Below are 25008 nucleotides of genomic sequence, written 5' to 3'. Positions count from 1 at the left end.
AAAACTTAATATTTGACAAATTCAGAAATTCTCTATTTTTACCGACCAAAATTTAATTTATGATGTTATTGTCGGTGCTCGAATTTCCAGATTTTACCCAACCACAAATCTGGATCAGTTTGTTAACCCTTACTTTTTTAGAAATTATACTTGGGGTTGATAATATTATCTTTATTTCTATCATTTCTGATAAATTACCTAAAGCCAGACAAAAATTTGCCAGAAATATCGGGTTGACATTTGCGATGGTTTTCCGGGTAGGATTATTATTAATGATCAACTGGATTATCGGTTTGAAAGAACCTGTTTTAACTTTACCGTTTTTAGAGGAACCGGGAACTGATATCGCATTAGCACTAAGTTGGAAAGATTTAATCCTGCTGCTCGGAGGGATTTTCTTGATTGGAAAAAGCACCTTTGAAATCCATGGAAAAATGCAGGTTCACGATGAAAATAACAAACCAAAATCTGCAGGTTCTTCCCTGATGACCATGGTGATTATTCAGATTATTTTAATCGATATGGTTTTTTCCCTTGACTCCATTCTTACCGCGATTGGTTTGGTAGATAATGTAGTTTTGATGATTATTGCCGTAGTTATCTCCATCGGAATTATGATGGCTTTTGCCGGTCCAATTTCTGCGGTTATCAATAAATATCCAAGTTTGCAAATGTTGGCACTTGCGTTTTTAGTGGTAATTGGGGTAATGTTGGTGGCAGAAGGAATTCATCAGCATGTGAGTAAAAATATTATTTATTCCTGTCTAGCTTTCAGTTTATTGGTAGAAGTTTTAAACATCAAACTGAGAAATAATCAAAACAGGAAAGCGCTGAAATTAAATCCGGATTTGAATAAAGATTTAAGCATAAAAGATGAAAACGATTAATACAGGTTTTTCATTTTTTGAAAATTAAAATGAACCGATCGAATCTTCTGATAGAATAAAAAAAATCCTGCTTCGAAAATTGAAGCAGGATTTTTATTTTAGGAATTATTCTTTAATAATTTTTGTGGCATAATTGGATCCTTTATCAGTGAGTACTTTCACGAGATAAAAACCAGGTTTTAAAGTAGGTAGAGCGATCTCTTTTCCAGCGATTTTGTTTAAAAATAATTAAAAAGATCTGAGTTTTTATTTTTCGTTTATAATCTTAATTAGTTACATTCCAATATTTTCCACGCTTCCTCAATCTGATGTTGATGAAGAAGTTTCTGTGCTTCTAGGTGAATAGCTTCCTCAGAAGTGTAATTTCCACTAGGTAATTCTTCAGTATTAGCCAGCATTCCCAAGTCATTTCCCGTGAAAACATCGCTGAGCTTGATTTCATCGGGTAATCTGTCAAAGCCAATTCCTTTGGTTATTAAAGGTTTTGGAACTTCAAACAGATTATCTGCATTATTTCTGGAATACCAATTTCCGCCCAATCTTGCGACGAGATCCAATTTTTTCTGGTCAAGATTTCCCTCTTCATTCAAATATTCTTCCCGAACATGAATTTTTATTACTTCGCAGATGACTAAATTTCCGGCGCCTCCTTCAGATCCTAAATGTTTAATTTCTATAACTTTACATTCCAGGTTGACGGGACATTCTGCGATCAGTTTTGGCTTTACCAGATCTGCGTCTTTCATGGTCAAGCCTGATTTTACAAACTCGTTGACTTCTTTCTCATACTCCGTAGAAGCGAGTGAAATCTGCTGCACAATTTTATAATTTACAATTCCAATCACAACTTCAGGAACATTTAAAACATTTTCTAAAGTATGTTTCGTGGTATTGTCCCGAACTCTCCGCGCCGGCGAAAAAATCACAATTGGCGGATTAGAACTGAACATATTAAAGAAACTGAAAGGACTTAAATTCACATTACTGTCTTTATCAATTGTTGAAGCTAACGCAATTGGCCGTGGTGCAATCGCGGTCTGCAAAAGCGTTTGTAATTCGAAGTTGTTTAAGTCTTTAGGAGAAATTGTTTTCATTTTTATGGTTTTAAACCACAAAGTCACAAAGTGTTTATGGTCTTATTTTGTTAAAGATATTGTTTTAGATCATCAAGATTATGGGTTACATCAATGTTTTGTAGTATTCATTAACAAAGGTTTCCTGACCTTGGTGCATTATGTTTTTCACATTAAAATTAATTAATATTCCTTTCGGTTTTTTCATCAAATTGATATAATTAAGGATTTGTGCTCGATGAATATCATTTAATTCTGAAACAGATTTCAATTCTATTACAATGCAATCTTCAATTAAAAAATCACATAAGAAATCACAGAAAAGTTCTTTCCCTTTATAAAAAAGCGGAATTTTGAATTGAGATTTAAATTTGATGTCTCTTAATTTAAGTTCCTCTTCTAAACATTTATGATAAACACTTTCGAGTAATCCTGGTCCGATTATTTTGTGTACTTCAATACACGCTCCATTAATTTTATAAGTTAACTCATCAACTTGAGATTGTGTAATCATAATTTTGAAATTAAAATTTTGTTGATTATTCAATCAATCTTCCTGAACTTTTATGAAGTATTAATTTCACTTTAGTCTTTGTGCCTTTGTGGTTTAAAATCACTTCGCAGCCAACACTTTCCCTCTAACCTCGCCAAAACCTACCCGCATTCCTTCTTTTTCCGCGTAACCTCTCATGATCACCGTATCATTATCATTAATGAATTGACGTTCGGTTCCATCTGATAATTGTAAAGGTTCCGTTCCCCGCCACGTTAATTCCAGCATAGAGCCGAAAGAACTCTTTTCGCTGCCTGAAATGGTTCCTGATGCATATAGATCACCAACTTCTACATTACAGCCATTCACGGTATGATGCGCCAATTGCTGCAGCATGTTCCAGTACATGAATTTGTAATTGCTTTTAGAAATCAAATTTTCTTTTCCGTTTTCCGGTTGAATATAAACCTGAAGATGAATGTCAAAGTTTTGCTGTCCTTCAAATTTCAGATAATCTAAAACTTCCGGTTCCTGTTTTGGAGAATCGGTTTTAAAAGGTTTTAAAGCTTCTAAAGTGACCACCCAGGGCGAAATCGTCGAACAGAAATTTTTACCTAAAAACGGTCCAAGCGGAACATATTCCCAACTTTGAATATCTCTTGCCGACCAGTCATTAAACAGGACCAATCCGAAAATGGCGTCTTCGGCTTCAGCAGTTGAAATACTGTCGCCCATTTCGGTATTTTTATTCACGATGAACGCCATTTCCAGTTCGAAATCGAGTTGTTTACAGGGGCCGAAAATTGGATTTTCCGCTCCGGCAGGTTTCGTCTGACCTTTCGGCCGGTGAAATTCTGTGCCGGAAACCACGATAGATGAAGCGCGGCCGTGATAGCCAACCGGAAGATGTTTCCAATTCGGAAGCAGGGCGTTTGCCGGATCACGAAACATTTTCCCAACATTGGTGGCGTGTTCAATACTGCTGTAGAAATCGGTATAATTGGGAACGTGCACCGGCATCATCATCTGAACTTTGTCAAAATCATAAAAGCATTCTTCGATCGTTTTTTTATCGCCCGCCAATTTGGAGTTTTCGCCCAACATTTCCTGGAGTTTCAAACGTACCGCTTTTGTCACCGGTTTTCCCAATGCAATAAATTCATTTAAAGTAAAGGCCTCGAAAACATTTTCGTCAATACCTTCGATTTCATCAAAAAAACCATAATCGTACAAAGTGGCCAGATCAATTATCTGATCGCCAATCCGGGTGCAACAGGCAATGTATTCTTTGTTGAAAACTCCTACACCAAAGGGAATGTTATAGATTGAAAAGTCTGAATGTTCGGGATATTTGATAAATGATTTCATATTAAATTTAATTAAAGAAAAGGTTCAAAAGAATGAATTTACATTGCTGTTTTGAACCTTATTTTGTTTGCTGTTTATTTTTTGTTAATGGCACTTTCCTCGATCCATCTTTCCTTAGAGTTGATGTCGATGAGGTAAAGAATTTTTTTCTGTTCGGTCATTAAAAAAGTTTTGGTCACCGGAATTGGGATTTTTCTGCCTTCCAGTCGATCTGCGCGGAGAGAAATAATCTGATGAGCGGACCGGACAATATCACCGGTGAAAACATTGGCCGAGGATTCCCCGGTTTTCTTATCATCGAAAATTTCTACATAGGTTGCCAGATTCCCTTTAATAATGATGAAATTCCTTTCGGTATGATCATCGAAATTTTTAATCAAAACAAATTTGATATCGTTGATACTTACGTTTTCCAGATTGCGGTTGATGCCTCTTTTTTCTTCGAGTCGGTCTAAGATTGCGTTGATGGAACCATACTGCGCTTTCATTCCCAATGCTGAAAAGGTAAACAGAATGATGAAAAATATTTTTTTCATGGTAAATTGTAATTTAAAGTTCGCGGCAATTTTAGGTTGATATTTTAAAGATTTCCTCTTTTTTCCTGTTCTCTTTCCAGAGCTTCAAATAAGGCTTTGAAATTTCCGGCACCGAAACTTTGTGCGCCATGTCTTTCGATAATTTCGAAGAAAAGGGTAGGGCGGTCTTCAACCGGTTTGGTGAAAATCTGGAGCAAATAACCTTCTTCGTCATGGTCGATTAATATTCCCAGTTCCTGAAGTCTCTTTAAATCTTCATCGATATGGCCAACTCTTTCGGGAACCATTTCGTAATACGCTTCTGGTGGAGCAGAAAGAAATTCGATTCCTCTTGCTTTTAATTCAATTACCGTTTTGATGATGTCTTTGGTGGCCACTGCAATATGCTGAACGCCTTCGTCTTCGTAAAAATCCAGATATTCTTCTACCTGAGATTTTTTCTTTCCTTCCGCAGGCTCATTGATCGGGAATTTTGCAAAACCGTTTCCGTTGCTCATTACTTTAGACATCAAGGCAGAATATTCGGTATTGATCTGTTTGTCGTCAAAACTTAGAATATTCACAAATCCCATCACGTCTTCATACCATTTTACAACCGGAAGCATTCTGTCCCAACCGACATTGCCAACGCAATGATCTACATATAAAAGTCCTACATCAGATGGATTATAATCACTTTCCCATTTTTGAAAACCTGGCATGAATGGACCTTTATAATTTTTACGTTCTACAAACATGTGAACGGTTTCGCCATAAGTGTAAACTCCCGACATTCTTACTTCGCCATTTTCATCGGTTAAAGTAGTTGGTTCCAGATAAGATTTAGCACCTCTTTTTGTTGTTTCTTCGAAAGCAGAATAAGCATCATCCACCCAAAGTGCAAGAACTTTCACGCCATCGCCATGTTTTTTTTGATGTTCACAAATCGGGGAATCAGAATTGAGTCCGGAAGTTAGTACGAGTCGAATTTTACCCTGTTGCAAAACATAAGAAGCCCGGTCTCTGATACCTGTTTCCGGTCCGGCATAAGCTAACGACTGAAAACCAAAAGCTGTTTTGTAAAAATGGGCTGCCTGCTTGGCATTTCCGACATAAAATTCGATGTAATCTGTTCCGTTAATCGGCAGGAAATTCTCTGCTTGAGCGATCTTCTCGGCAAATGTAAGTGTTGACATTCTATTCTTTTTTTAGATATTGCAAAGTACAAAAATTTCAGGAGTACAAAAATGGTGTGAAATAAAATGTAAATACTGATATGTTTTTTTAAGTTTTTTTATGTCTAAAATTTCCTGATCATTCAACATATCTTTGCAATGATAAGCGTAGAGCCTCGACGATTCTAAGAACACAAATAATTTAAACTAAGCCAGTCCTGAGGCTTAGTTTATTTTTAAAATATTTCCATAATCGGGATTGAAGTTGTCCCAGATTTTCCAATGGTTATCCAGGTTTTTTATAAAATAAAACTGCGTATTCAAATGATGGACGATGAAGCTGTTTTCCTTATCATCTTTGAAAACCAAATTCCAAAATTCCCGTGTTTTAATGACTTTAAGTTCCTGATCTTCTGAGATTTTAGTAATTTGAAAAATCTCGTAGTTCGAGCGGTTATTTTCGGTGACAAAAACCAGGTTCTTATTTCCTTTTTCCTGAAGATATTGAGTGGTGCGTTCTAAAATGGGTGAATCTTTACAGACTATCGTTGAAAATTCCTCCACATTGATTGCCGGCAAATATTTCAGAGCATCAAACTGAAACTGGCAAAACTTGGTGACCAGCTCTTTATCAGACAAATGAGTGTTGGTCTCATCATTTGGTGCACTGTTGTCCTTTTGAAAATTCTTATGAATATAATCATTCAGACCAGTTTTGCCCAGAAAGATGCAAAGCTTATCCAGTGTTTTGATAAAACGCAAATCGTTATGCGTCTTTATTTGATATTCGTTTTCATAAAAGCGTTGCAGGGTAATCGGTGAAATCGTAGTTCCCAGACTGAGCCTTTTCTCCTCAGTTAATATCGGAGACTGAGCCAGATGTTTAGAAATAAGATCTGCGAGAATAACATACTGGCTTCTTTTCCAGTCATCAACTATTCCCAAAAGTGATGAATTTACCTCCGGATGACTCTTGATGTCTCCTTTTATTGCGTTATAGATTTTTTCCAAATTTGATGTTTTTGTTTCACAAATATAGTATTCTTTACCTGATAGGGATACTTAAGTGATTATTTAATAAGTTATTTCAAAAAAACCATGATTCAGCATAAAACATAAGATGAACAATAAGTCTTCAATTTTATAGAGGATTTATAAGAATCTACTTTTTTTAAATTAATACTTTAAATCTTTCAAAAGCTGCTGCATCAAGCATTTCTCTGTCATCAGGATGTGCGATTTCAATTAGTGCTTTTGCTCTTTGACGTAAATTTTTACCATACAGGTAAGCCACGCCATATTCGGTGGCTACATAATGAATGTGTCCTCTGGTAGTTACCACTCCTGCGCCTTGTTTAAGGAAAGGAGCAATTCTCGGGATTCCTTTTTTGGTCCTTGAAGAAATGGCAATAATTGGTTTTCCACCATCAGAAAGTGCAGCGCCACGCATGAAATCCATTTGACCGCCGATTCCACTAAACTGATAGGTGCCAATAGAATCTGCACAAACCTGCCCCGTTAAATCAATTTCAATGGCGGAATTAATCGCGACCATTTTTTTATTTTTCATGATGTTGATCGGATAATTCACGTGCTCCACATCCATAAATTCAAAGGATGGGTTGTCATCGATATAATCGTACAATTTTCTTGTTCCAAAGGCAAAACTGGTAATTGTTCTGTTACAATGGGTTCCTTTAAATTTATTAGTAATGATATCATTGGTGACCAAATCTACAATCCCATCACTGATCATTTCGGTGTGAATTCCCAGATCTTTATGGTTATGAAGACATTTAAGAACTGCATCAGGAATAGTTCCGATTCCCATTTGCAAAGTGGATCGGTCGTCAATTAATTCAGCCACGTTTTTACCAATCAACATTTCATCGGCACCTACTTTTGCGCCGTAATCTACGGTTAGCAACTCTTCTTCATGCCACACCATTCTATGGATTTTCGAATAATGAATCATTCCGTCACCGTGAGTTCTCGGCATTCTCGGGTTTACTTGCGCGATGATTATTTTTGCAGTATCCACGGCACTTCTCGCCACATCTACGGAGGTTCCCAAAGTGCAGTATCCGTGAGCATCCGGTGGTGAAACAGTGATCATCGCAACATCCAGTGACAATATTCCCCGTTTAAAAAGTAGAGGGATTTCACTTAAAAAAACAGGTACGAAATCGCCTCGGTCAGAATTTACTGCTTCCCGAACCGGCGTCGATACGAAAAGTGAATTGATATAGAAACTGTCTTTATACTGGGGTTTCGCTACTTCTACATTCCCCTGCTGCGTAATCGAAACGAATTCTATATCCCGTAATCGGGAGGCTTGATTGGCTAGTTCGCTGATCAAAAGATTGGGAGTGCAGGCACTTCCGTGAGAAAATATTCGGTCACCACTTTTAATTAATGAAACTGCTTCTTCGGCACTGAAATATTGAACCATATTTTTTATTTTTTAATTGCTATTGTTTACTTCTCAAAAGTAATCCTTTCATTTCAGATTTGAAATGAGTAAAATCAGTTTTGATAAAAGTCATAAGAAAAGTCATTCCTGGCTGCGATCGGACAAATGATGATCTTCATCTTCAAGCCAGGAAGTTTTATAAGAAGGATCCTCTACTTTCATCGCTTCTTCGGTAATTTTAAAAGGGCGGAACGGATCGACCATTACGGCAAATTCTTCGGTAGATTTCTTGCCGATGCTGCGTTCCATCGCACCGGGATGTGGACCGTGAACAACTCCGCCCGGATGAAGCGTGAAATCCATTAAATCAATATGATTCCGGCTCATAAAATCCCCTTCTGTATAGAACAGAACTTCATCTGAATCGATATTGGAATGGTTGTACGGTGCCGGAATTGCTTGCGGATGGTAGTCGTACATTCTGGCAACAAACGAACAAACCACGAAATTATGCGCTTCGAAATTCTGATGAATCGGCGGCGGCAAATGTACGCGTCCCGTAATCGGCTCGAAGTTCTTGATATTGAATTTATAAGGATAAAAATAACCGTCCCAACCGACAACATCAAATGGATGTGTGGCATAAATGAAATCCCAGATTTGATCTTCCTTTTTTACTTTAATTAAAAACTCTCCTTTTTCGTCAATCGGTTCTACAAAAGTAGGCGCGATCATATCTCTCTCGCAAAATGGCGCGTGTTCCAGCATTTGGCCGAACTCATTTCGGTAGCGCTTTGGTGTATTGATTGGCGAGTGACTTTCAATAAAAAGAAGCGTGTTTTTTTCATCATTAAATTCTATCGCATAAATGGTTCCCCGGGGAATAATGAGATAATCTCCGTAGGAAAATTCCAGGTTTCCCAGAAAAGTTTTCAATGTTCCGCTTCCTTCGTGAATAAAAAGAAGTTCGTCACATTCTGCATTTTTATAAAAATAATCGGTTGATTTTTTAGGTTTTGCAAGACCCAGCTTCAGGTCGTTGTTGACCAATAAGATCTTTCGGCTCTCCAGAAAATCGTTTTCCGGAGCAACGTTCATTCCTTTGAACATTCGTGGAGTAACGTTTTTGGCAACCGCAATTTTCGGGCTTACATCTTTGGGTTCGCTGATTGATTTAATCTGTGTTGGCCGGTGAATATGATATAAAAGAGAGGAAATACCGTGAAATCCTTCAGTCCCGAATAATTGCTCATAGTAAAAGTGATTATCCGCTGATTTGAAAACCGTATGTCTTTTCGCGGGAATTTTCCCGGATTTCTGATAACTCATTTTTTTACAATTTTAGATTGATAAAATTAATGAATTTTTTCTTTCCACGGATTCACGAATTTCTTTTAATTATTTGCCACGGATTCACGAATTTTTTTGTGGACGCTCATGCTGGAAATGTTGCATGTTTTTTATTCGTGCATTCGTGGCTTATTATTTTAATTATTCGCCACGGATTCACGAATTTTCTTGCTACAGTAATTGGAAGTTTATGGTAGAGGTTGCGCAGATTGCTTATTCGTGCATTTGTGGCATTCTATTCAAAATTCATCACCGGCTCGTAAAAATCCTCTTCCATCACCCCAAACTGTTGAGAAAGTAATTTTATACCATCGATATTTTTAATTAAATTTTCATCAGAAGACGAAATGGGAATTGCCCCAATATTGGTGTGCAAAGTAAAATGAGAATTTGATTTTGAAAAACTGGTTCCCGAATATTCTAACTTTCTGAAAAAGTTTAATGATTTTTCTACGGTTTCAGCTAAGCTTGAATCGTAGACCAAAATACCGCCCGGAATGATGTTTTCTAAAACAGAAATTGCCTGTTCACTGGAGATTTCAGAGCTCATCAGAACGATATTCGGTTTAAACAAAGTTGCTTTTGCGATATCTGAAGTTTCAAAAATAACGAAATCATTATTTGAATTAGTAAAGACACCGTTGTCAGAATAAAAGTCAAAATCTTTTCCGTGGAACTGGAGTATTTCAAGAAATAGTCTGGCTACAGAAGCTTGGGTACTTAGAATGAGAACTCTTGTTTTATTTTTTGATTCCTCGAAGAGATTTTCCATCAGTAGAGTCGAATTGTTATTAGGATTCGGTTTTTATATTGGTGTTTATGATCTGCTGAAAAGCACTGACGATTTTTTCCCAATGCTGTTGGTTTTTTTGCATAATTAAAGAAGCATCGCTTTTGTTGCCTGCATTATTTCCTTTTTTAACATTGATTTCAACAGAAATATTATCGTATAATTTTTTATAATCCTCCTGAATTTTTGTAAACTTATTTTCGGTGAGTGTATTTTCTATTTTTATCAAATCTTCATTAGAAATGCTAAAGTTTTTTTTAATGTTCTTTCCCTGCCCTTCAAATGAATAATGAACTTTATTCCCTTTAATAAGCAAGTTTTCATAAATCGGTGAGATGCCGCCACTTCGCGCAAAACTATAATCGAAATCAGAATATTTGTTTTGATTACTGCTACTGTTGCATCCTGCTGCAATAATTAATAAAAAGACAAAAATCAGTTTTTTCATAATGAACTATAATTAACTTTTAACTTCGGTTTTCTGTGCTTTTCGTTCTTCATCGTAATCATGCAGAACATTAAAATCCTCGGTTTGTTCTATGGCCACCATGATTTTATGCATGATGGTTCGCGAGTCGTCCTTATCGTAATCAATATCCAGAGCCGGTTTGAATTCCATCGTTGGTGTACAGCCAGTTACTTTTACCCGCAAACCTTTTTTGTCGAATGCGCGGCGAAAGCCATTTATTTTTATGGGAATCACAATCGGCTTTTGGTTTTTAACCAGTTTAGCCGTTCCTTTTCTGCCTTGTGCAAAAGCTGAAGTTGTGCCCTGTGGAAAGGTAATTACCCAGCCGTTGTCCAGGGCTTTCATAATATTTTCAACCTCGGTTAAATCCACCATTCTGTTTACGTTGTGCCCTTCTGCCCGCCATGTTCTTTTTACCGTAACCGCTCCTGCCAGTTTAAAAAGTTTCGTCATTAAACCTTTATTCATGGTTTCTTCAGCAGCAACGTAATAGAAATCTACTTTTGGATTAAGCAGATAAATCGGATTTTTAATGGAGTTTAAATAACCATTGTTTACCGCACAAAAAGCGTGATACATCGCTGCAACATCTGCAAAATAGGTCTGGTGATTTGAGACAAAAAGCACATTGGAATCCGGAAGATCCACCAGGTTTTCAGTACCGGAAATCTTCAGTTTATTAAAACCATTGAACCTTCTGTAGGAAATCATTCCTAAGACGAAAATAATCAGTCTTTTAAGGAAATACAGATTACCAAAGGCATCCGTGAAAATATTTTTCTTGGCCATTATCTAATTAACATAGTCCGCGAATTTACAAATTTTTCAGCAACTGACTAAACTCGCTTAATATCATCGAAGTCGCGCCCCAGATGATATAGCCGTTGAAATCAATTACCGGAACTTTCACACCGCGGGAACTCGGTAAAACTCTCATTTCCGGTTCATTATCCAGACTTAGAATAGAGGATATTGGAAATTCGATCAATTCAACCGCTTCACTTTGCTGAAGAATAAACTCGGGATTTTTCTTCGTGTAAGAAACAAACGCTTTCACGTAAAAATTGCTCGGCGGAATGTAAATGGGGGAAAGCTCGCGGATAATTCTAATATAATGTTCCTTAATTCCTACTTCTTCCGAAGTTTCCCGTTTGGCAGTTGCTCCAAAATCAGGATCAAAATCTTCTTTTTTTCCGCCTGGTAAAGAAATTTGACCGCTGTGCCGGTCACGTTCATTTTCACTGCGCACGATGAGAGGCAGATACCATTCGTTATTTTTTAAATATAATAAAATATTGACAGCCGCGAATTTTGGATTTTTTGTTAAAATTTCATCGTAGGAATAAAGCGGCCGATAGGGAGGCGAATAAATTTCGTGCGCAGCTTCACCCTGAAGTTTTGCCTGCTGTATTTTTGTGAGTAAATCTCTGCCAAAGGTTTTCATGACGTAAATTTAATAAAAATTGTCTTTGAAAGTATTGTAAAGGAAAGTTAAATTTTTTAAGATCTAATGCAAAAATTTGCGCTCACAGCAACCGGGAAAACAGGAATTATCGTTTTTAACTAACGCAAGTTAATTAAGGGTTTGGTATTGAGTATTTTAATGTTTTGAAAAATACTGCGAACAGAATTGCTGAAAAGAAGGTCAGCGCGTTGGTAAGAAACTTTTTTAAGTTTTACTTCGCGATCTGCCGGAATGATAACCGTTTGCCGATAGTGTTCATTTTGTTTTTTTGAATTGAACTATTATAGGATGGAATTACCCGTTAATTCTCAAAAACACATTTTTTTTAATTCTCTATCTTTTTTATTTTCGCTACTTTTGCACATCTTAATAAATACCCTCTTTGGAAACTCAGGAACTCATTTTTAATCCGCAGGATATTGCAGAAACGCTCAGCCAACTTCGCGCTGATGAGCGTCTTTTGGCATTTCTAAAAGTTCCGAAGGAATACAAAGCAGATGTATTCTCCCATTTAGATCCGGATTTCCAGGAAGAAACCATTCGCGGAATAGGCAGTGAGGAGGTTTCTGAGATTCTGAACGCCATGAGTCCGGATGACAGAACCGCACTTTTAGAGGATTTTCCTGATGAACTGATCAGATATTCCATCAATCATCTTAATCCTCAGGAAAGAAGAATCGCACTGAAGCTTTTGGGGTATCACGTAGATTCCATTGCGCGTCTGATGACGCCATATTATATTCAGATCCGTAAAGAATGGACGGTAAAAAGATGTTTTCAACAGATAAAAAAAGTAGGTAAAAAGGTAGAAACCATGAACCATCTTTATGTGGTTGATGAACGAAACCGCCTGGTAGACGATATCGCAATCGGTTCCCTGTTATTGGCAGAAGAAGATACGCTGATCTCAGAAATTACCGATAATCATTTTGTTGCCATTACAACCACCACTACGAAAGAAGATGCGGTCACCTATTTCGAGAAATATGACCGGTCTGCTTTGCCGATTGTCACAGAAAGTGGCGTTCTGGTGGGGATCGTAACCATCGATGATATTTTGGATCAGATCGAAGCACAAAATACCGAAGATATTCAGAGATTCGGGGGTGTTGATGCGCTCGATATGCCTTATACCCAGACTTCATGGACGGAAATGATCAAAAAAAGAGGAACCTGGTTGGTGATTCTTTTCTTTTCTGAAATGTTAACGGCTTCGGCCATGGGATTTTTCGAACATGAAATCGAAAAAGCAGTGGTGCTTGCATTATTTGTACCCTTGATTATTTCCAGTGGCGGGAACTCCGGTTCTCAGGCTGCAACCTTGATCATCCGTGCCATGGCGCTCCAGGAAATCGGGTTGAAAGACTGGTGGTACGTCATGCGGAAAGAAATTGTCTCCGGAGTTTTCCTTGGTGGAATTCTGGGAGTTATCGGTTTCATCAGAATCATGATCTGGCAGGAAACAGGTTTGTATGATTATGGAGAACACTGGATCTATATTGCATTCAGTATCGCGGTTTCCCTCTTATTAATAATATTGTGGGGTACCCTTTCGGGGTCGATGATTCCATTTGTTTTGAAAAAATTCAAACTCGATCCTGCGACTTCTTCGGCACCTTTCGTCGCCACTTTAGTCGATGTAACCGGTTTGATTATTTACTTCACCGTCGCAGGTATGTTTCTGGCGGGTAAATTACTTTAACTTTCATGAAAATCATTTCACTGGTTCCCAGTATTACCGAAACATTATTTGATTTTGGTTTAACGGCTGATGAAGTTATCGGAAGGACAAAATTCTGCATTCATCCCTTAGATCTGGTGAGAAATGTGGAAATTATCGGTGGAACTAAAAATTTGAATATTGAAAAAATTAAATCACTGAAACCTGATTTGATCATTGCCAATAAAGAAGAAAATGAAAAACTTCAAGTTGAAGAACTGATGAAAGATTTTAAAGTTTGGGTCACCGATATTGAAACTTTAGAAGACAATCAGGATTTCATTTCTGAGCTCGGAAAACTTTTAAATAAAGAGATTTCAGCACAAGATTTTAATCAGAAAATCAATTCTGTTTTTAATGATATTAAGGTTTCTTCTCCGAAAAAAATCGCCTATTTAATTTGGAAAAATCCTTATATGAGCGTAGGTTCTGATACTTTTATTAATGAAGTTTTACAGAAATCGGGATTCGAAAATTTATTTAAAAACAGAAAAAGATACCCTGAAATTTCGATGGAAGAATTGAAGGAAGCAGACCTTATTTTTCTTTCCTCAGAACCATTTCCATTTCAGCAAAAACATATCGATGAACTTCAGAAACAAATGCCGACAAAAGAAATCATCTTAGTTGATGGTGAAGCATTTTCGTGGTTCGGCACCCATTTAATGAAGGTAGATAATTATCTGAAAGACCTATCTTTAAAATATTCTGTCTGATTTTTTCGATTCAAAAAAAATCGTCTTTTTTACTAAAGTGAAACGGTATTATAATAATGTCTTTTATTAAAGTATCTTGAATGAACTTAAACTGAACTCTTTCTTTTGTAACATGAAATGTAACTGCAAAAAAACGGAATTCCTTCGAAAAAGCTGAGAATAATTTCAGATGGAAAAAGGCGTTCAAATAAAAACGAATCAGGCTTTTTTAAACATTCCCGGTTTGTAATTGGTGATGAAAACTCCTGTGATAATCAGTGCTGCCGCGACAATAAACTGGAGTGAAATGGGCTCGCTTAAAACCAGCCAACCCAGAAAAATCGCAATAATCGTATTCACGTAAGAAAGGATCGAAATCTGGATAGTTGAAATTCTTTTTAAAGCGAAATGAAAGGCAAAAAAAGCAATCACAGAACCAAACAGAGCGAGATAAACCGTAGCAGACAAACTCTTTAAAGTCCAGCTGTAAATATTGATGTTTTCCGACAAAAGAAATCCGAAAATAATCTGTACAATGCCGGCGAAACTAAACTGATAAAACAGATTGAGCGATATATTCTGCGGCTGATGAAGCATTTTTTTTGAGAAAACCGTTCCAAATGCCCAACCGAAAATGGCAAAAAACATGTAAATGATTCCCATTCTATATTCTGCGTGGAGTAAATCCTGCAGGCCGTTTTTGAAGATCAGCAAGATCCCCGAAAATCCTAACAGCACGCCAATTAATCCCCGAAAAGTAAATTTTTGTAAACTGAAAAACAGGCTCAAAATAAAAACCAGAAGTGGAGAAGTGGAGCTGATGAGTGAGGCCAAACTGCTTGTCAAATGTTTTTCGGCGACGGTCGTCATTCCGTTTGCGACGATTAGCATTAAAGAGGCGAGGATAATTTGATTTTTTAAACTTTTCCAGCCGATCCATTTTAAGTTTTTTGAAAACAGCAGATACACCAATAAAATAATCCCGGCTAAAAACTGACGGATTCCGGCGACAAACCAAGGCGGAATCGTTTCTACGGCGATTCTGATTCCTAAGAAAGTCGTTCCCCAAACCAAGGCGACGGTGACAATTGCGAGAACTAATTTGGGGTCTTTGAACATGAAAATTGTGGAATTGTATTTGGTGGAATTAAAAGTATCGCTAAAAAAATTGTTTTTTGTAGTCGTGCAAAGGTAGATTTTATGGGAGAATTGAACAATGAATAAGGCAAATTGTTGAAAATTATCCTTGTTAATTTTGGTTTTCGGAGAAAATATAAAGCAATTGTATTTCAACTTTTTAAAATTGCACAATCTGTTTTTTGTACGTAAATTTGTACAAATAAAAACGCATAATTATGTTTATCGCTAGTGTTTCTGATTTTAGAAAAGATATCAAATCCTATTTAGACCGCGTTTCAAAAAACTTTGAAACCTTGATCATTAATCGTGGCAAAGATTCTGGAATCGTTGTAATGTCCTTGGAAGAATACAACTCTTTGATGGCAACCAATTACGAGCTGTCTTCGCGTAAGAATGAGATGCGATTAGATGCTGCCATCGAGAAATTGAAAATTGGAAAATCTTATTCTAAAGAATTAATCGAAGAATAAGATGAAATATATTTTCGTGGATGAATCCTGGGAAGATTATTTGTACTGGCAAAAAATCGATAAGAAAAAACTGAAACGGATAAATGATTTGTTAAAGGATATTTCACGAACTCCTTTTGAAGGCATCGGAAAGCCAGAACCGCTGAAACACAAATACGCTGGATTTTGGTCGAGAAGAATCGATGATGAACACCGCTTGATTTATAAATTTCAAGAAGATGAGATCTTGATTGCTAAGTGTAGATTTCATTATGATTAAGTGAAATTTTCAGAATTAAATATTAAGAAAAGGAATAAAAGAGTTGAGAAAAACAAGCATAAAGTTTGTAAGAAAATAAATATAACTTTAGAACAATCTCAAGATGGGAATAGAAATAGAAAGAAAATTTTTAGTCAACAAAACCAAATGGCAACAACTCGAAAAACCAGCAGGTGAATTTTACAGACAGGGTTATTTGCTGACCGATCCCAATAAAACAATTCGCGTGCGACAAACTTCTGATAAAGGATTTCTTACCATTAAAGGAATTTCAGTCGGTGCAACAAGAGCAGAATACGAATATGAAATCGCTGTCGGTGAAGCCAAAGAACTGCTGGATCAGTTTTCTGTGGCGGAACTTTCCAAAATCAGATTCAAAATATCCGTTGGCGGACACGTTTGGGAAGTTGATGAGTTTTTGGGAAATAACGCAGGACTTCTCGTAGCAGAAATCGAATTGACAAGCGAAGACGAAACCTTCACTCTTCCTGACTGGATCGATAGCGAAGTAACGGGAGACGAAAAATATTATAATTCAAATTTGGTGAATGATCCGTATAAAGATTGGCAATCATGAAGGATAACCGACAGATGAAATTCTCATTGTTATCAAACAAAATCCGAATTGTTGAATCATGAACGAAGATCAAATTATCATTATTGGAGCCGGTCCCGCCGGATTAATGGCGGCACAGATTTTAGCCGAAAAAGGATTTAAAGTTCAGGTCTATGAACAGAATAAAGCGGCCGCCAGAAAGTTTCTGGTCGCTGGAAATGGCGGATTTAATTTGACGCACAGCGAAGAAACCGAATCTTTTGTAAAGAAATACGAAGCCCCGGAAATTCAGGAAATTGTTCGCCAGTTTGATAATCAAAAAGTAATTCAGTGGCTTTCGGATCTTGGGATCACCACTTATGTCGGAAGTTCAGGCAAGATTTTTCCGACCAAAAATTTCAAACCGATTCAGGTTTTAAAGGCCTGGTTGAATCATCTGGAAAAAATTGGAGTGGAAATCCATTATGAATATACTTTTATAGATTTTGATGATTCTTCAGTTTATCTTAAAAATAATGATAAAAATGTAACTGTCAAGTATTCAAAATTAATTTTAGCCCTGGGTGGTGGTTCCTGGAAAAAAACCGGTTCTGATGCAAAATGGGTCGAAACTTTAATGGCGAAAAATATTGGAATAACGCCTTTGCAATCTGCGAATTCCGGATATAATACTCCCGAAAAATATCATTTACTACAAGGTCAATATCTAAAAAACATCAAAGTTTCTTTTGATGATCAAAGTAAAACTGGCGAAATCGTATTCACCAAATATGGTATTGAAGGAAGTCCGATTTATTATTTAAACCGATTTACCAGGAAATATGATTTTCCTGTGATGATCCATATTGATCTGAAACCCAATTTAACAGAAAATGAAATTCTATCAGAATTAGAAAGGTCCGATAAAATAAGTCCGGTTTTAAAAAGAAATTTAAAATTATCGACCACCGCCATTAATCTTTTAAAAACTTTAGACAAGGAAACCTACACCGATGTTGAAATTTTATCAAAAATGATTAAAAAATTTCCGATTGAAGTTTTAAGTTTCAGACCGATTGATGAAGTTATTTCCACTGCAGGCGGCGTTGCTTTTTCGGCGTTGAATTCCAATCTTGAATTGAAAAACTTTCCCGGCATTTTTTGCGCAGGAGAAATGGTTGACTGGGAAGCGCCAACAGGAGGTTATCTTTTGCAGGCTTGTTTCAGTACGGGTTTTTGGGTGGGAAATTCGATTGCTGATTCTGAAAATTCCACGTCTTCAAAGTTTCCCGGTTAAAACATCAAATTTTCTTATCTTTAAACCTTAAAATTTATACTAAAAATGGTCGGAATCATCATGGGAAGTCAAAGCGATTTGACAATTATGGAACAGGCAGCAGATTTTTTAAATTCAATGGGAATTCCTTACGAATTGACCGTGGTTTCTGCACACCGTACGCCGGAGAGAATGTTTGAATATGCAAAAACGGCAAAATCCCGTGGCCTAAAAGTGATTATTGCCGGTGCAGGCGGCGCAGCTCATCTTCCGGGAATGGTTGCCAGTTGTACCACTTTGCCCGTAATTGGCGTTCCGATTTTATCCTCAAATTCTATTGATGGCTGGGATTCTGTGCTGTCTATTTTACAAATGCCATCGGGAATTCCTGTGGCGACCGTTGCTTTAAATGGCGCTGCAAATGCCGGAATTTTAGCGGCAAAAATTCTCGGAACTGCCGATGAAGAAATCGCAAAAAAATTAGAAATTTATCAGAATTCTTTAAAAGATAAAGTGTTGGGAACGGTTTCGGAAATTCAGAAGAAACATCCTAACCGTTTTGATTGATGTTTTGAACAGGTTTTAAACGGGTAATTGCGCTGCTCAGTGTTGCTCAGCGATTTAGATAAAAGAAAACAACCACTGAAGTCGTGGTTGTTTTCATCAAGAAATTAAATTAACATTTCATCATTATAAAAATTTTAACTCAGGATACCGACCTGCTGCATACACCATTTCATTTTCCCATACGTTCTTTTGATATCATGGTCTAAACCGATTGACATTCTGATTAATCCTTCAGAAAGTCCCATTTCTTTTTGTTCTGCTTCCGGGATTTCAGATGAAGTTGAGCTTCCTGAGCACGAGAACAGTGTTTTATAAAAACCGAGACTTACTGCGAGATAACCGAGATTTTCTTTCTGCATTAATTCCATTAACTCATTGGCTCTTTTCATGGTTTGCACATCCAAAGTCAATAAACCGCCGAAACCATATGCCGGATTCATCATGCTTTTGAAAAGTTCGTGCTGTTTGTGGCTTTTTAAGCCTGGATATTTTACGGTCAATCCGTCTTTTTCAAATTGTTCGGCCAGATATTGTGCATTCTCACTGTGTTTCTTCATTCTGATATGAAGCGTTCTTAAGTTTTTTAGAATGCTCGCTGCACGGAAACTGTCTAAAGTTGGCCCTAGTAACATACAGGCTCCGGAATTCACATCTTTTAAATCATTAATGAACTGAGCCGATGCGCAAACAACTCCGGCAACGGCATCACTGCTCCCGTTAATGAATTTTGTTAAACTGTGAATCGTAATGTCTGCTCCCAGCATTTGCGGACTGATTGAAAGCGGTGAAAAGGTATTGTCAACAACCAGTTGAAGATTATGCTTTTTAGCCAGTTTAGCCAGTTCACAAAGATCTGCTATTTCTAAAAGGGGATTGCTTACCGTCTCACAAAAAAGAACTTTGGTGTTTTCAGTAATGGCGTTTTCCACGGCAGACAAATCGGTGATATCGACAAAGGAAGTTTTGATCGTGTAATCATGCAGGAAATTTTTCATAAATGCATAAGTTCCGCCATAAATGGTGCGGCTCGAAATGATATGATCGCCCGCTTTGCAAAGCTGAAAAAGGGTAGAAGTGATTGCGCCCATACCCGATGCGGTAACATTGGCGCTTTCGGTGCCTTCCATTTGCGCTAATGCTTCGCTTAGATATAGATTGCTTGGTGTGGAATGGCGGGAGTATAAATAACAGCCTTCTGTGTTTCCTTCGAACGTATCGAACATGGTTTTTGCAGAAAGAAAAGTGTAGGTTGAACTGTCAGATATTGAAGGGTTTACACCTCCAAATTCTCCAAAATATTGCAGATCCTGAATGTTATTGGCTGCATCAAAGTTTTCCATAATAGTAATTTTTGTTTTGATAAAAGTGAACGTTCTTAAACTTAAATACAATAATTTTAAATAAATTCAGAAAATAAATCGGCTGTTTTAATTATTGATAGATTTTAATTTTATATTTGATGAATAATAAAAGTAATAACCGAAAATATTTCATTTCATGCTGGATACAAAAGATAAAAAATTACTGATTTTACTGCAGAATGATGCCAAGAAAACCACCAAACAATTGGCTGGTGAATTGGATTTATCGGTTACCGCTGTATTTGAACGGATTAAAAAACTTGAGAAACACCAGGTTATCAGGAAATATGTAGCTTTACTGAATACCGAAAAAATTCAGAAAAACTTCATCGTTTTATGTCATGTAAAACTGGTTCAGCATAAGAAGGAATATATCTCCCAGTTTGAACGCGAAATTACCCAGTTCCCCGAAGTCTTAGAATGTTTTCATGTCTCTGGAGATCACGATTATATCCTCAAAATTTGTGTTCGGGATATTCAGGAATACCGTGAATTTATGGTGGGAAAGCTCACGAATCTTCAGCACATTGCCAGTACCCAAAGTTCTTTTATGATTAAGGAAGTGAAAAATTCTACGGTGATCGAACCTTAAGTTTAAAAGGAATTGGTAGTGTTCCTGGAAAAAATAAGCGGTTCTGAGAATGGAATTTGAAGAAAGAAAATCTGCCTTTAATTTTTAAACAGCCACAGATAAGCAGCTCCGAATTCCCGTGACCAATAGGATTCGGAATGGGTTCCGTCTTTATCAAATTTAGTTTTGATATGCACCGCCGGAACTCCTTTTTTAATTAAAACCGGTATCATTGTCTGAATATCCGAAACCATGTTTTCTGATTCTTTTGTTCCGCTGAGAAAATAAAAATGAGTGTTTTTTAAATTTTTAGCACTTTTGTTGACATAGAGATTTAATGCTTTAAAATCAAACCAGAAACTGGGACTGAAAATCCCGAGTTTTCCGAATTTTTCAGGATATTTCAAACCTGCATAAAAAGAAATTAAACCGCCCATCGAGCTTCCTATGAGTGCTGTGTTTTTTGCCTGTGGCAAAGTCCGGTAGCTTTTATCGATGTAAGGTTTCAGTGTTTTTGCCAGAAATTCGGTGTAGGCGTCGCCTTTTCCGCCACCGTATTTGGCGTTGTTCCAGGGCGAATATTCATTCAGCCTTTCGGCGCCTCCGTTTTCAATTCCCACCACAATAGCAGCCTTGTGTCCTTCCGCAAATAATTGATTTAAGGTTTCATCAATCTTCCATTCACCGGAAAAAGAATTGGCATCATTAAATAAATTCTGTGCGTCCTGCATATAAATGACAGGATATTTTTTGGTGGAGGTGAAATAATCCGGTGGGAAATAAATCCAGATTCTGCGACTGGTATTTAACTGTGGAATGCTGAAGTTTTCGCTTAAAATTTTTACATTATCGGTCGCGGTGTTCTTTTTTGTCGCGGCATGTTCCCATGAAAGTATTTTGTTTTCAATGGTCTGGGAGTTTTTACCGAAGGTGAGTTTTCTGTTGTCAGAGTTGTTTCCATTGCTATCGCCTTCCGCCGTTTCCCAATTTCCCTGTGTAAATTTATATTCTAAAGTGCCCTCATTTTCGGGGATTTGTAAAATGTAATTTCCGTCGCTGTCTTTTTTTAATTCAAAATCAGGATCATTGGGAGTCCAGTTATTCAGAGAATTGGCCATGAAGATCCTGGCATTATCGGGAGTTTCCTTTGGCACGGAAGTGATTTTCATGAGAACCTGACTTTGCAAATGGATCCCCATACCCGCAAAGAATACAAAATACAATTTTAGGTGTTTTAAAATTCTCATATTCAAAAATTATTTTCCGAAAAAATCCATCAGATCCATATAGTTTTTCTGATTCACGCCATGCCCGCTCATATACTCCCGAAACGAAAAATAGGCGCCCAGTTCATATAATAAATCTGCGGCTTTGCGGCCCCAGTCCAGCGGGATAATCGCATCATCAGTGCCATGAGAAATGAAGAATCTTAATTTTTCAATTTTCTTTTTATCTTTTGCGATGTTTGTTAACAGTTTTTCTTCGGCATAACAGCTCATGCAGGCAACCTTTGTGAATAAGTCGGGATGATTTAGCGCCAATGCATAACTCAGGATTCCGCCTTGGGAAAATCCGCACAAATGGGTTTGGTTTTCGGTTAAACCATATTTATTGGTGATTTTCATTATGTTTTCCAAAATTGCCTGCTCTGATTGTTTGGCTTGGGCAACATCAATTCTGTTTTCTTCATTCATTAAATCAATATCATACCATGAATAACCTTCGTAATTGGTATTGAAAGGTGCTCTGAAACTGACAATCAGCCAGTCTTCCGGCAGCGTTGGCGCAAAGCTGAATAAGTCCTGTTCATTGCTTCCGTAACCGTGAAGTAAAATAAGTAAAGGTGTTTTCGAATTGATGTTTTCGGGTTCGCGAACGGTATATTGTAAATCCATGGAGCAAAGATAATAATTTAGGCTGAAGATTGGCGGTCAAAATCAGCAGCCGGTCAGCGGTTTTATGAATGAAATCTGTATTCAAAGTTTCAGAATAACGAAACAGGATTTGTGGAATCACTGCCAACTTGTAATGTCTTTATTTTAATAATATCTTTGTAAAAATTATAATTATGAGCGATACAATAGTATGTCCGAAGTGCCAGTCGGAATTCACTTATGAGCAGGATGGCAAAATGGTTTGTTCACAGTGTTTCTACGAATGGACGCCGGGTGAGACAGCAGATGAAGATAAGATTTTAGATGCCCACGGACACGAATTACAAAATGGGGACTCGGTAGTGGTGATCAAAGATTTACCGGTGAAAGGCGCCCCAAAACCGGTAAAAGCCGGCACTAAAGTGAAAAACATTAGATTACGTCCAGGCAGCGATCACAATATCGATTGTAAAATCGACGGATTTGGGTCAATGGCCTTGAAATCTGAATTTGTGAAAAAGGCGTAAAAAAAGGAAAAATTTGGACAGGGTTCCGTTTCGAAGACTAGTTGTACAAATGAATCGTACTAATTTCGTCTTAGGGGCAGAAAGAGAATTAACCAAAAATTTCCTTACGTTTTGAATAACAAAGCTAAGAATTATTTTCAATAGATAAAAATGAACTGAGAAAAGTCAGGCCTTGATTCGCAACCGCTGAATTGGCCTGGCTTTTTTTATTTCTAAAGATTTATTTTAATCAAACCTTCCACTTTTTCTGCCGTGTAAATAATCAGATGTTTTCCATTCAGTGAAATTTTAGTCCAGTAATAGCTTCCGGCAAAACGGCTATCTAAAACGGCTGCTTCTTTTCCATGATCTGAAATGGTTATTTCGTGTGGATACCAGAACTTTTTAGAAATACGTAACGCTGATTTTTCTTCCTCCGAAAAAACATTTACCTCACCGAAAAGTGATGCAACATATTGATTGTAAGGATTGTTGTAGGTTTCTTCAGCATCGTCGTTTTGGATCAGCCGTCCGCCTTGCAGAACAATGATCTGATCCAGCCACGGCATTACTTCCTGGATTTCATGCGTAGAAATAAGCAGTGAAATGTTCTTTTCCCGAACGTAATTAAACAGGCGTTCCCGCAGTTCTATTTTCCTGGAAAAGTCGATATTGCTGAAAGGTTCATCGAGCAGAAGAAGTTTTGGCATCACCGAAAGAGCTCTCGCAATGGCGACTCTCTGCATCTGTCCACCACTCAGGTATTTGGGTAATGTGTTTTCATATTCTTCAAGTCCAACCACGGTTAAAAGTTCCTGAACTCTTTCTTTTTTCTCTTTTAAATTGATATTAGAAATAAATTTCCCCACATTATCCGCCACCGTAGAATAGGGCATCAAATCGTAATTCTGAGCGACCAGTTTCATGTTCTCTTCGCCGGGAACCAAATTTTTTGTAGGGCCCAAAATCGGTGCGCCATTAAAAATAATCTGGCCTTTTTCCCATTCGAGAAGTCCGTAAATTAAATTTAAAATAGTGGATTTTCCACAGCCGCTTTCCCCTGCTAAAGCGATGATTTTCCCTTCCTCAACTTTAAGGTTAAAATTCTGGAAAAGCCTTTGCTCTGGGCGATGGGAAAAAAATAAATTCTTGATTTCTAATAGCATATTGCAAAAATAACATATTTGTCTGTAATAAAAATATTTTTGTTATTTTAGCCAAAACAATTTAATTTAAGCTATTTAATGATGAAATCAATTACCAATTCAGTTCTCTTCGTACTTTTTTCGTTTGTAGTCGCATCATGTACGAAGGATAAGCCCCTGACCAGCGAGGTTACGGAAGTTTCTACCACCAACCGCGGTGCCACATATGAACTTGATACTTTAAACAGCAGAATCGAATGGAAAGGATACAAAGTACTGAAGTCTGAACAATCGAGCCATTTTGGAATTATTAAATTCGAAAGTGGTGATCTGACCGTGAAAGATGGCGTTTTGGAAAGCGGCAAATTCGTGGCAGACATGAATTCTTTGACTTCTGTAGATTTAAAAAACGATCCGGAACAACTGGCGAAACTAAACGGTCATTTGAAAAGTGGAGATTTCTTCGAAGCTGATAAGTTCCCGACTGCCTCGTACGAAATTACCAAAGTCACTCCCAATCAGTCTGGTGACTATAATACCCTTCTGGATGGAAATTTAACCATCAAAGGAATTACAAAACCGGTGCAGTTCAATGCAAATGTTTCTGTAAAAGGTGCAGAAGCGAGTATTGCGACCGAACCTAAAGATATTAAAAGAGAAGATTTCGGCGTGAAGTTTCAGCTGCCACTGGCCAACGGTTTGATCAAAGATGAGGTGAATCTTCAGATTTTAATTAAAGCTTTGGAAAAGAAATAGTATTTAATATTTTGAACTGGTTTTAAAAAGCAAATCCGTCTCATTTAAGGGACGGATTTTTTAATGTAAATGGATCTCCGGGATGTCTAAAAAGCAACTGTTTTACATAGTATTGGGGAAATAAGGCTTCGATAT

28 protein-coding genes are annotated in these 25008 nt (G+C 37.2%); 11 read left to right on the top strand and 17 right to left on the bottom strand.

Going from position 1 to position 25008, the window contains the following annotated elements; translation table 11 throughout:
* Positions 1–59 precede the first annotated feature (59 nt).
* Entirely contained in the window at positions 60–887 is an 828-nt protein-coding gene (locus QGN23_RS07500) for a TerC family protein (RefSeq protein ID WP_282903731.1), read from the top strand.
* Positions 888–1156: 269 nt separating this feature from the next.
* Here QGN23_RS07500 and QGN23_RS07495 read toward each other — a convergent pair whose 3' ends face one another.
* The 12 genes from QGN23_RS07495 to QGN23_RS07440 form a co-directional block, all read right to left on the bottom strand.
* Positions 1157–1981, bottom strand: coding sequence for a flavin reductase family protein (locus tag QGN23_RS07495; protein WP_282903730.1), 825 nt, complete (start codon positions 1979–1981; stop codon positions 1157–1159).
* An 85-nt stretch (positions 1982–2066) separates the two neighbouring features.
* On the bottom strand, positions 2067–2474 hold the full coding sequence (locus QGN23_RS07490; RefSeq protein WP_282903729.1) for a GxxExxY protein: 408 nt from the start codon (positions 2472–2474) through the stop codon (positions 2067–2069).
* A 99-nt stretch (positions 2475–2573) separates the two neighbouring features.
* Positions 2574–3821: a fumarylacetoacetase gene (gene fahA, locus QGN23_RS07485; protein ID WP_282903728.1), complete on the bottom strand. Its 1248-nt coding sequence runs from the start codon at positions 3819–3821 to the stop codon at positions 2574–2576.
* 74 nt (positions 3822–3895) lie between these two features.
* Positions 3896–4357 (bottom strand): hypothetical protein, encoded by a 462-nt coding sequence (locus QGN23_RS07480; RefSeq protein ID WP_282903727.1) that lies wholly within the window; start codon positions 4355–4357, stop codon positions 3896–3898.
* Between the two features lie 44 nt (positions 4358–4401).
* The gene (gene hppD / locus QGN23_RS07475) at positions 4402–5532 is read right to left on the bottom strand and encodes a 4-hydroxyphenylpyruvate dioxygenase (protein ID WP_282906354.1); all 1131 of its coding nucleotides are present in this window, start codon (positions 5530–5532) and stop codon (positions 4402–4404) included.
* A gap of 204 nt (positions 5533–5736) precedes the next feature.
* Complete coding sequence (locus QGN23_RS07470; RefSeq protein WP_282906353.1) at positions 5737–6522, bottom strand: hypothetical protein; 786 nt, start codon at positions 6520–6522, stop codon at positions 5737–5739.
* A 160-nt stretch (positions 6523–6682) separates the two neighbouring features.
* The gene (locus QGN23_RS07465) at positions 6683–7963 is read right to left on the bottom strand and encodes an acetyl-CoA hydrolase/transferase family protein (protein WP_282906352.1); all 1281 of its coding nucleotides are present in this window, start codon (positions 7961–7963) and stop codon (positions 6683–6685) included.
* 102 nt (positions 7964–8065) lie between these two features.
* Positions 8066–9253, bottom strand: a complete 1188-nt coding sequence (locus QGN23_RS07460) for a homogentisate 1,2-dioxygenase (protein ID WP_282906351.1) — start codon at positions 9251–9253, stop codon at positions 8066–8068.
* 256 nt (positions 9254–9509) lie between these two features.
* Entirely contained in the window at positions 9510–10046 is a 537-nt protein-coding gene (locus QGN23_RS07455; RefSeq protein ID WP_282906350.1) for a hypothetical protein, read from the bottom strand.
* A 19-nt stretch (positions 10047–10065) separates the two neighbouring features.
* A complete protein-coding gene (locus QGN23_RS07450) occupies positions 10066–10512 on the bottom strand; it encodes a hypothetical protein (RefSeq protein ID WP_282906349.1) in 447 nt (148 codons plus the stop codon).
* Between the two features lie 12 nt (positions 10513–10524).
* Positions 10525–11322 (bottom strand): lysophospholipid acyltransferase family protein, encoded by a 798-nt coding sequence (locus QGN23_RS07445; RefSeq protein ID WP_282906348.1) that lies wholly within the window; start codon positions 11320–11322, stop codon positions 10525–10527.
* A gap of 25 nt (positions 11323–11347) precedes the next feature.
* The gene (locus QGN23_RS07440; RefSeq protein ID WP_282906347.1) at positions 11348–11977 is read right to left on the bottom strand and encodes an NUDIX hydrolase; all 630 of its coding nucleotides are present in this window, start codon (positions 11975–11977) and stop codon (positions 11348–11350) included.
* 403 nt (positions 11978–12380) lie between these two features.
* Between QGN23_RS07440 and mgtE the strand changes: the two genes are divergently transcribed.
* Together mgtE and QGN23_RS07430 are read left to right on the top strand one after the other, a co-directional pair.
* Complete coding sequence (gene mgtE / locus QGN23_RS07435) at positions 12381–13700, top strand: magnesium transporter (protein ID WP_282906346.1); 1320 nt, start codon at positions 12381–12383, stop codon at positions 13698–13700.
* Between the two features lie 5 nt (positions 13701–13705).
* Positions 13706–14434 carry an ABC transporter substrate-binding protein gene (locus tag QGN23_RS07430; RefSeq protein ID WP_282906345.1) on the top strand — a complete coding sequence of 243 codons (729 nt, stop codon included), beginning with the start codon at positions 13706–13708 and terminating at the stop codon, positions 14432–14434.
* Positions 14435–14632: 198 nt separating this feature from the next.
* Here the strand turns inward: QGN23_RS07430 and QGN23_RS07425 are convergent, their stop codons facing one another.
* Positions 14633–15532, bottom strand: a complete 900-nt coding sequence (locus QGN23_RS07425) for a DMT family transporter (RefSeq protein ID WP_282906344.1) — start codon at positions 15530–15532, stop codon at positions 14633–14635.
* Positions 15533–15768: 236 nt separating this feature from the next.
* Here QGN23_RS07425 and QGN23_RS07420 point away from each other — a divergent pair, with 236 nt between their 5' ends.
* The 5 genes from QGN23_RS07420 to purE all read left to right on the top strand — a co-directional run bounded on the left by QGN23_RS07420 (position 15769) and on the right by purE (position 18660).
* Positions 15769–16023 (top strand): type II toxin-antitoxin system Phd/YefM family antitoxin, encoded by a 255-nt coding sequence (locus QGN23_RS07420; protein WP_282906343.1) that lies wholly within the window; start codon positions 15769–15771, stop codon positions 16021–16023.
* A 1-nt stretch (position 16024) separates the two neighbouring features.
* The gene (locus QGN23_RS07415; protein ID WP_282906342.1) at positions 16025–16282 is read left to right on the top strand and encodes a Txe/YoeB family addiction module toxin; all 258 of its coding nucleotides are present in this window, start codon (positions 16025–16027) and stop codon (positions 16280–16282) included.
* A gap of 103 nt (positions 16283–16385) precedes the next feature.
* The gene (locus QGN23_RS07410; RefSeq protein WP_282906341.1) at positions 16386–16859 is read left to right on the top strand and encodes a CYTH domain-containing protein; all 474 of its coding nucleotides are present in this window, start codon (positions 16386–16388) and stop codon (positions 16857–16859) included.
* Positions 16860–16917: 58 nt separating this feature from the next.
* Entirely contained in the window at positions 16918–18114 is a 1197-nt protein-coding gene (locus QGN23_RS07405) for a BaiN/RdsA family NAD(P)/FAD-dependent oxidoreductase (protein WP_282906340.1), read from the top strand.
* Positions 18115–18159: 45 nt separating this feature from the next.
* Positions 18160–18660, top strand: a complete 501-nt coding sequence (gene purE / locus QGN23_RS07400; protein WP_282906339.1) for a 5-(carboxyamino)imidazole ribonucleotide mutase — start codon at positions 18160–18162, stop codon at positions 18658–18660.
* A gap of 134 nt (positions 18661–18794) precedes the next feature.
* Here the strand turns inward: purE and QGN23_RS07395 are convergent, their stop codons facing one another.
* On the bottom strand, positions 18795–20000 hold the full coding sequence (locus QGN23_RS07395; protein ID WP_282906338.1) for an aminotransferase class I/II-fold pyridoxal phosphate-dependent enzyme: 1206 nt from the start codon (positions 19998–20000) through the stop codon (positions 18795–18797).
* Between the two features lie 157 nt (positions 20001–20157).
* Here QGN23_RS07395 and QGN23_RS07390 point away from each other — a divergent pair, with 157 nt between their 5' ends.
* Positions 20158–20613, top strand: a complete 456-nt coding sequence (locus tag QGN23_RS07390; protein ID WP_282906337.1) for an Lrp/AsnC family transcriptional regulator — start codon at positions 20158–20160, stop codon at positions 20611–20613.
* Positions 20614–20690: 77 nt separating this feature from the next.
* Here QGN23_RS07390 and QGN23_RS07385 read toward each other — a convergent pair whose 3' ends face one another.
* Together QGN23_RS07385 and QGN23_RS07380 are read right to left on the bottom strand one after the other, a co-directional pair.
* Entirely contained in the window at positions 20691–21761 is a 1071-nt protein-coding gene (locus tag QGN23_RS07385) for an alpha/beta hydrolase (RefSeq protein WP_282906336.1), read from the bottom strand.
* Between the two features lie 87 nt (positions 21762–21848).
* A complete protein-coding gene (locus QGN23_RS07380) occupies positions 21849–22487 on the bottom strand; it encodes an alpha/beta hydrolase (RefSeq protein WP_282906335.1) in 639 nt (212 codons plus the stop codon).
* A gap of 173 nt (positions 22488–22660) precedes the next feature.
* Between QGN23_RS07380 and QGN23_RS07375 the strand changes: the two genes are divergently transcribed.
* Positions 22661–22993, top strand: coding sequence for a zinc ribbon domain-containing protein YjdM (locus QGN23_RS07375; RefSeq protein WP_282906334.1), 333 nt, complete (start codon positions 22661–22663; stop codon positions 22991–22993).
* A gap of 212 nt (positions 22994–23205) precedes the next feature.
* Here the strand turns inward: QGN23_RS07375 and QGN23_RS07370 are convergent, their stop codons facing one another.
* Positions 23206–24138: a sulfate/molybdate ABC transporter ATP-binding protein gene (locus tag QGN23_RS07370; protein ID WP_282906333.1), complete on the bottom strand. Its 933-nt coding sequence runs from the start codon at positions 24136–24138 to the stop codon at positions 23206–23208.
* A gap of 78 nt (positions 24139–24216) precedes the next feature.
* On the opposite strand from QGN23_RS07370, the gene QGN23_RS07365 reads away from it, so the two are divergent.
* The gene (locus QGN23_RS07365) at positions 24217–24873 is read left to right on the top strand and encodes a YceI family protein (RefSeq protein WP_282906332.1); all 657 of its coding nucleotides are present in this window, start codon (positions 24217–24219) and stop codon (positions 24871–24873) included.
* Positions 24874–25008: the final 135 nt, after the last annotated feature.

The sequence above is a fragment of the Chryseobacterium gotjawalense genome, assembly GCF_030012525.1.
Taxonomy (GTDB): domain Bacteria; phylum Bacteroidota; class Bacteroidia; order Flavobacteriales; family Weeksellaceae; genus Kaistella; species Kaistella gotjawalense.
This window is presented reverse-complemented; position numbering and strand designations above follow the sequence as displayed.

Bases quoted from the DNA above. Each gene is read 5' to 3' on its own strand.
- QGN23_RS07500 (WP_282903731.1), top strand. From the start codon at position 60: ATGATGTTATTGTCGGTGCTCGAATTTCCAGATTTTACCCAACCACAA.
- QGN23_RS07495 (WP_282903730.1), bottom strand. From the start codon at position 1,981: ATGAAAACAATTTCTCCTAAAGACTTAAACAACTTCGAATTACAAACG.
- QGN23_RS07490 (WP_282903729.1), bottom strand. From the start codon at position 2,474: ATGATTACACAATCTCAAGTTGATGAGTTAACTTATAAAATTAATGGA.
- fahA (WP_282903728.1), bottom strand. From the start codon at position 3,821: ATGAAATCATTTATCAAATATCCCGAACATTCAGACTTTTCAATCTAT.
- QGN23_RS07480 (WP_282903727.1), bottom strand. From the start codon at position 4,357: ATGAAAAAAATATTTTTCATCATTCTGTTTACCTTTTCAGCATTGGGA.
- hppD (WP_282906354.1), bottom strand. From the start codon at position 5,532: ATGTCAACACTTACATTTGCCGAGAAGATCGCTCAAGCAGAGAATTTC.
- QGN23_RS07465 (WP_282906352.1), bottom strand. From the start codon at position 7,963: ATGGTTCAATATTTCAGTGCCGAAGAAGCAGTTTCATTAATTAAAAGT.
- QGN23_RS07460 (WP_282906351.1), bottom strand. From the start codon at position 9,253: ATGAGTTATCAGAAATCCGGGAAAATTCCCGCGAAAAGACATACGGTT.
- QGN23_RS07455 (WP_282906350.1), bottom strand. From the start codon at position 10,046: ATGGAAAATCTCTTCGAGGAATCAAAAAATAAAACAAGAGTTCTCATT.
- QGN23_RS07450 (WP_282906349.1), bottom strand. From the start codon at position 10,512: ATGAAAAAACTGATTTTTGTCTTTTTATTAATTATTGCAGCAGGATGC.
- QGN23_RS07445 (WP_282906348.1), bottom strand. From the start codon at position 11,322: ATGGCCAAGAAAAATATTTTCACGGATGCCTTTGGTAATCTGTATTTC.
- QGN23_RS07440 (WP_282906347.1), bottom strand. From the start codon at position 11,977: ATGAAAACCTTTGGCAGAGATTTACTCACAAAAATACAGCAGGCAAAA.
- QGN23_RS07430 (WP_282906345.1), top strand. From the start codon at position 13,706: ATGAAAATCATTTCACTGGTTCCCAGTATTACCGAAACATTATTTGAT.
- QGN23_RS07425 (WP_282906344.1), bottom strand. From the start codon at position 15,532: ATGTTCAAAGACCCCAAATTAGTTCTCGCAATTGTCACCGTCGCCTTG.
- QGN23_RS07420 (WP_282906343.1), top strand. From the start codon at position 15,769: ATGTTTATCGCTAGTGTTTCTGATTTTAGAAAAGATATCAAATCCTAT.
- QGN23_RS07415 (WP_282906342.1), top strand. From the start codon at position 16,025: ATGAAATATATTTTCGTGGATGAATCCTGGGAAGATTATTTGTACTGG.
- QGN23_RS07410 (WP_282906341.1), top strand. From the start codon at position 16,386: ATGGGAATAGAAATAGAAAGAAAATTTTTAGTCAACAAAACCAAATGG.
- QGN23_RS07405 (WP_282906340.1), top strand. From the start codon at position 16,918: ATGAACGAAGATCAAATTATCATTATTGGAGCCGGTCCCGCCGGATTA.
- purE (WP_282906339.1), top strand. From the start codon at position 18,160: ATGGTCGGAATCATCATGGGAAGTCAAAGCGATTTGACAATTATGGAA.
- QGN23_RS07395 (WP_282906338.1), bottom strand. From the start codon at position 20,000: ATGGAAAACTTTGATGCAGCCAATAACATTCAGGATCTGCAATATTTT.
- QGN23_RS07390 (WP_282906337.1), top strand. From the start codon at position 20,158: ATGCTGGATACAAAAGATAAAAAATTACTGATTTTACTGCAGAATGAT.
- QGN23_RS07385 (WP_282906336.1), bottom strand. From the start codon at position 21,761: ATGAAAATCACTTCCGTGCCAAAGGAAACTCCCGATAATGCCAGGATC.
- QGN23_RS07380 (WP_282906335.1), bottom strand. From the start codon at position 22,487: ATGGATTTACAATATACCGTTCGCGAACCCGAAAACATCAATTCGAAA.
- QGN23_RS07375 (WP_282906334.1), top strand. From the start codon at position 22,661: ATGAGCGATACAATAGTATGTCCGAAGTGCCAGTCGGAATTCACTTAT.
- QGN23_RS07370 (WP_282906333.1), bottom strand. From the start codon at position 24,138: ATGCTATTAGAAATCAAGAATTTATTTTTTTCCCATCGCCCAGAGCAA.
- QGN23_RS07365 (WP_282906332.1), top strand. From the start codon at position 24,217: ATGATGAAATCAATTACCAATTCAGTTCTCTTCGTACTTTTTTCGTTT.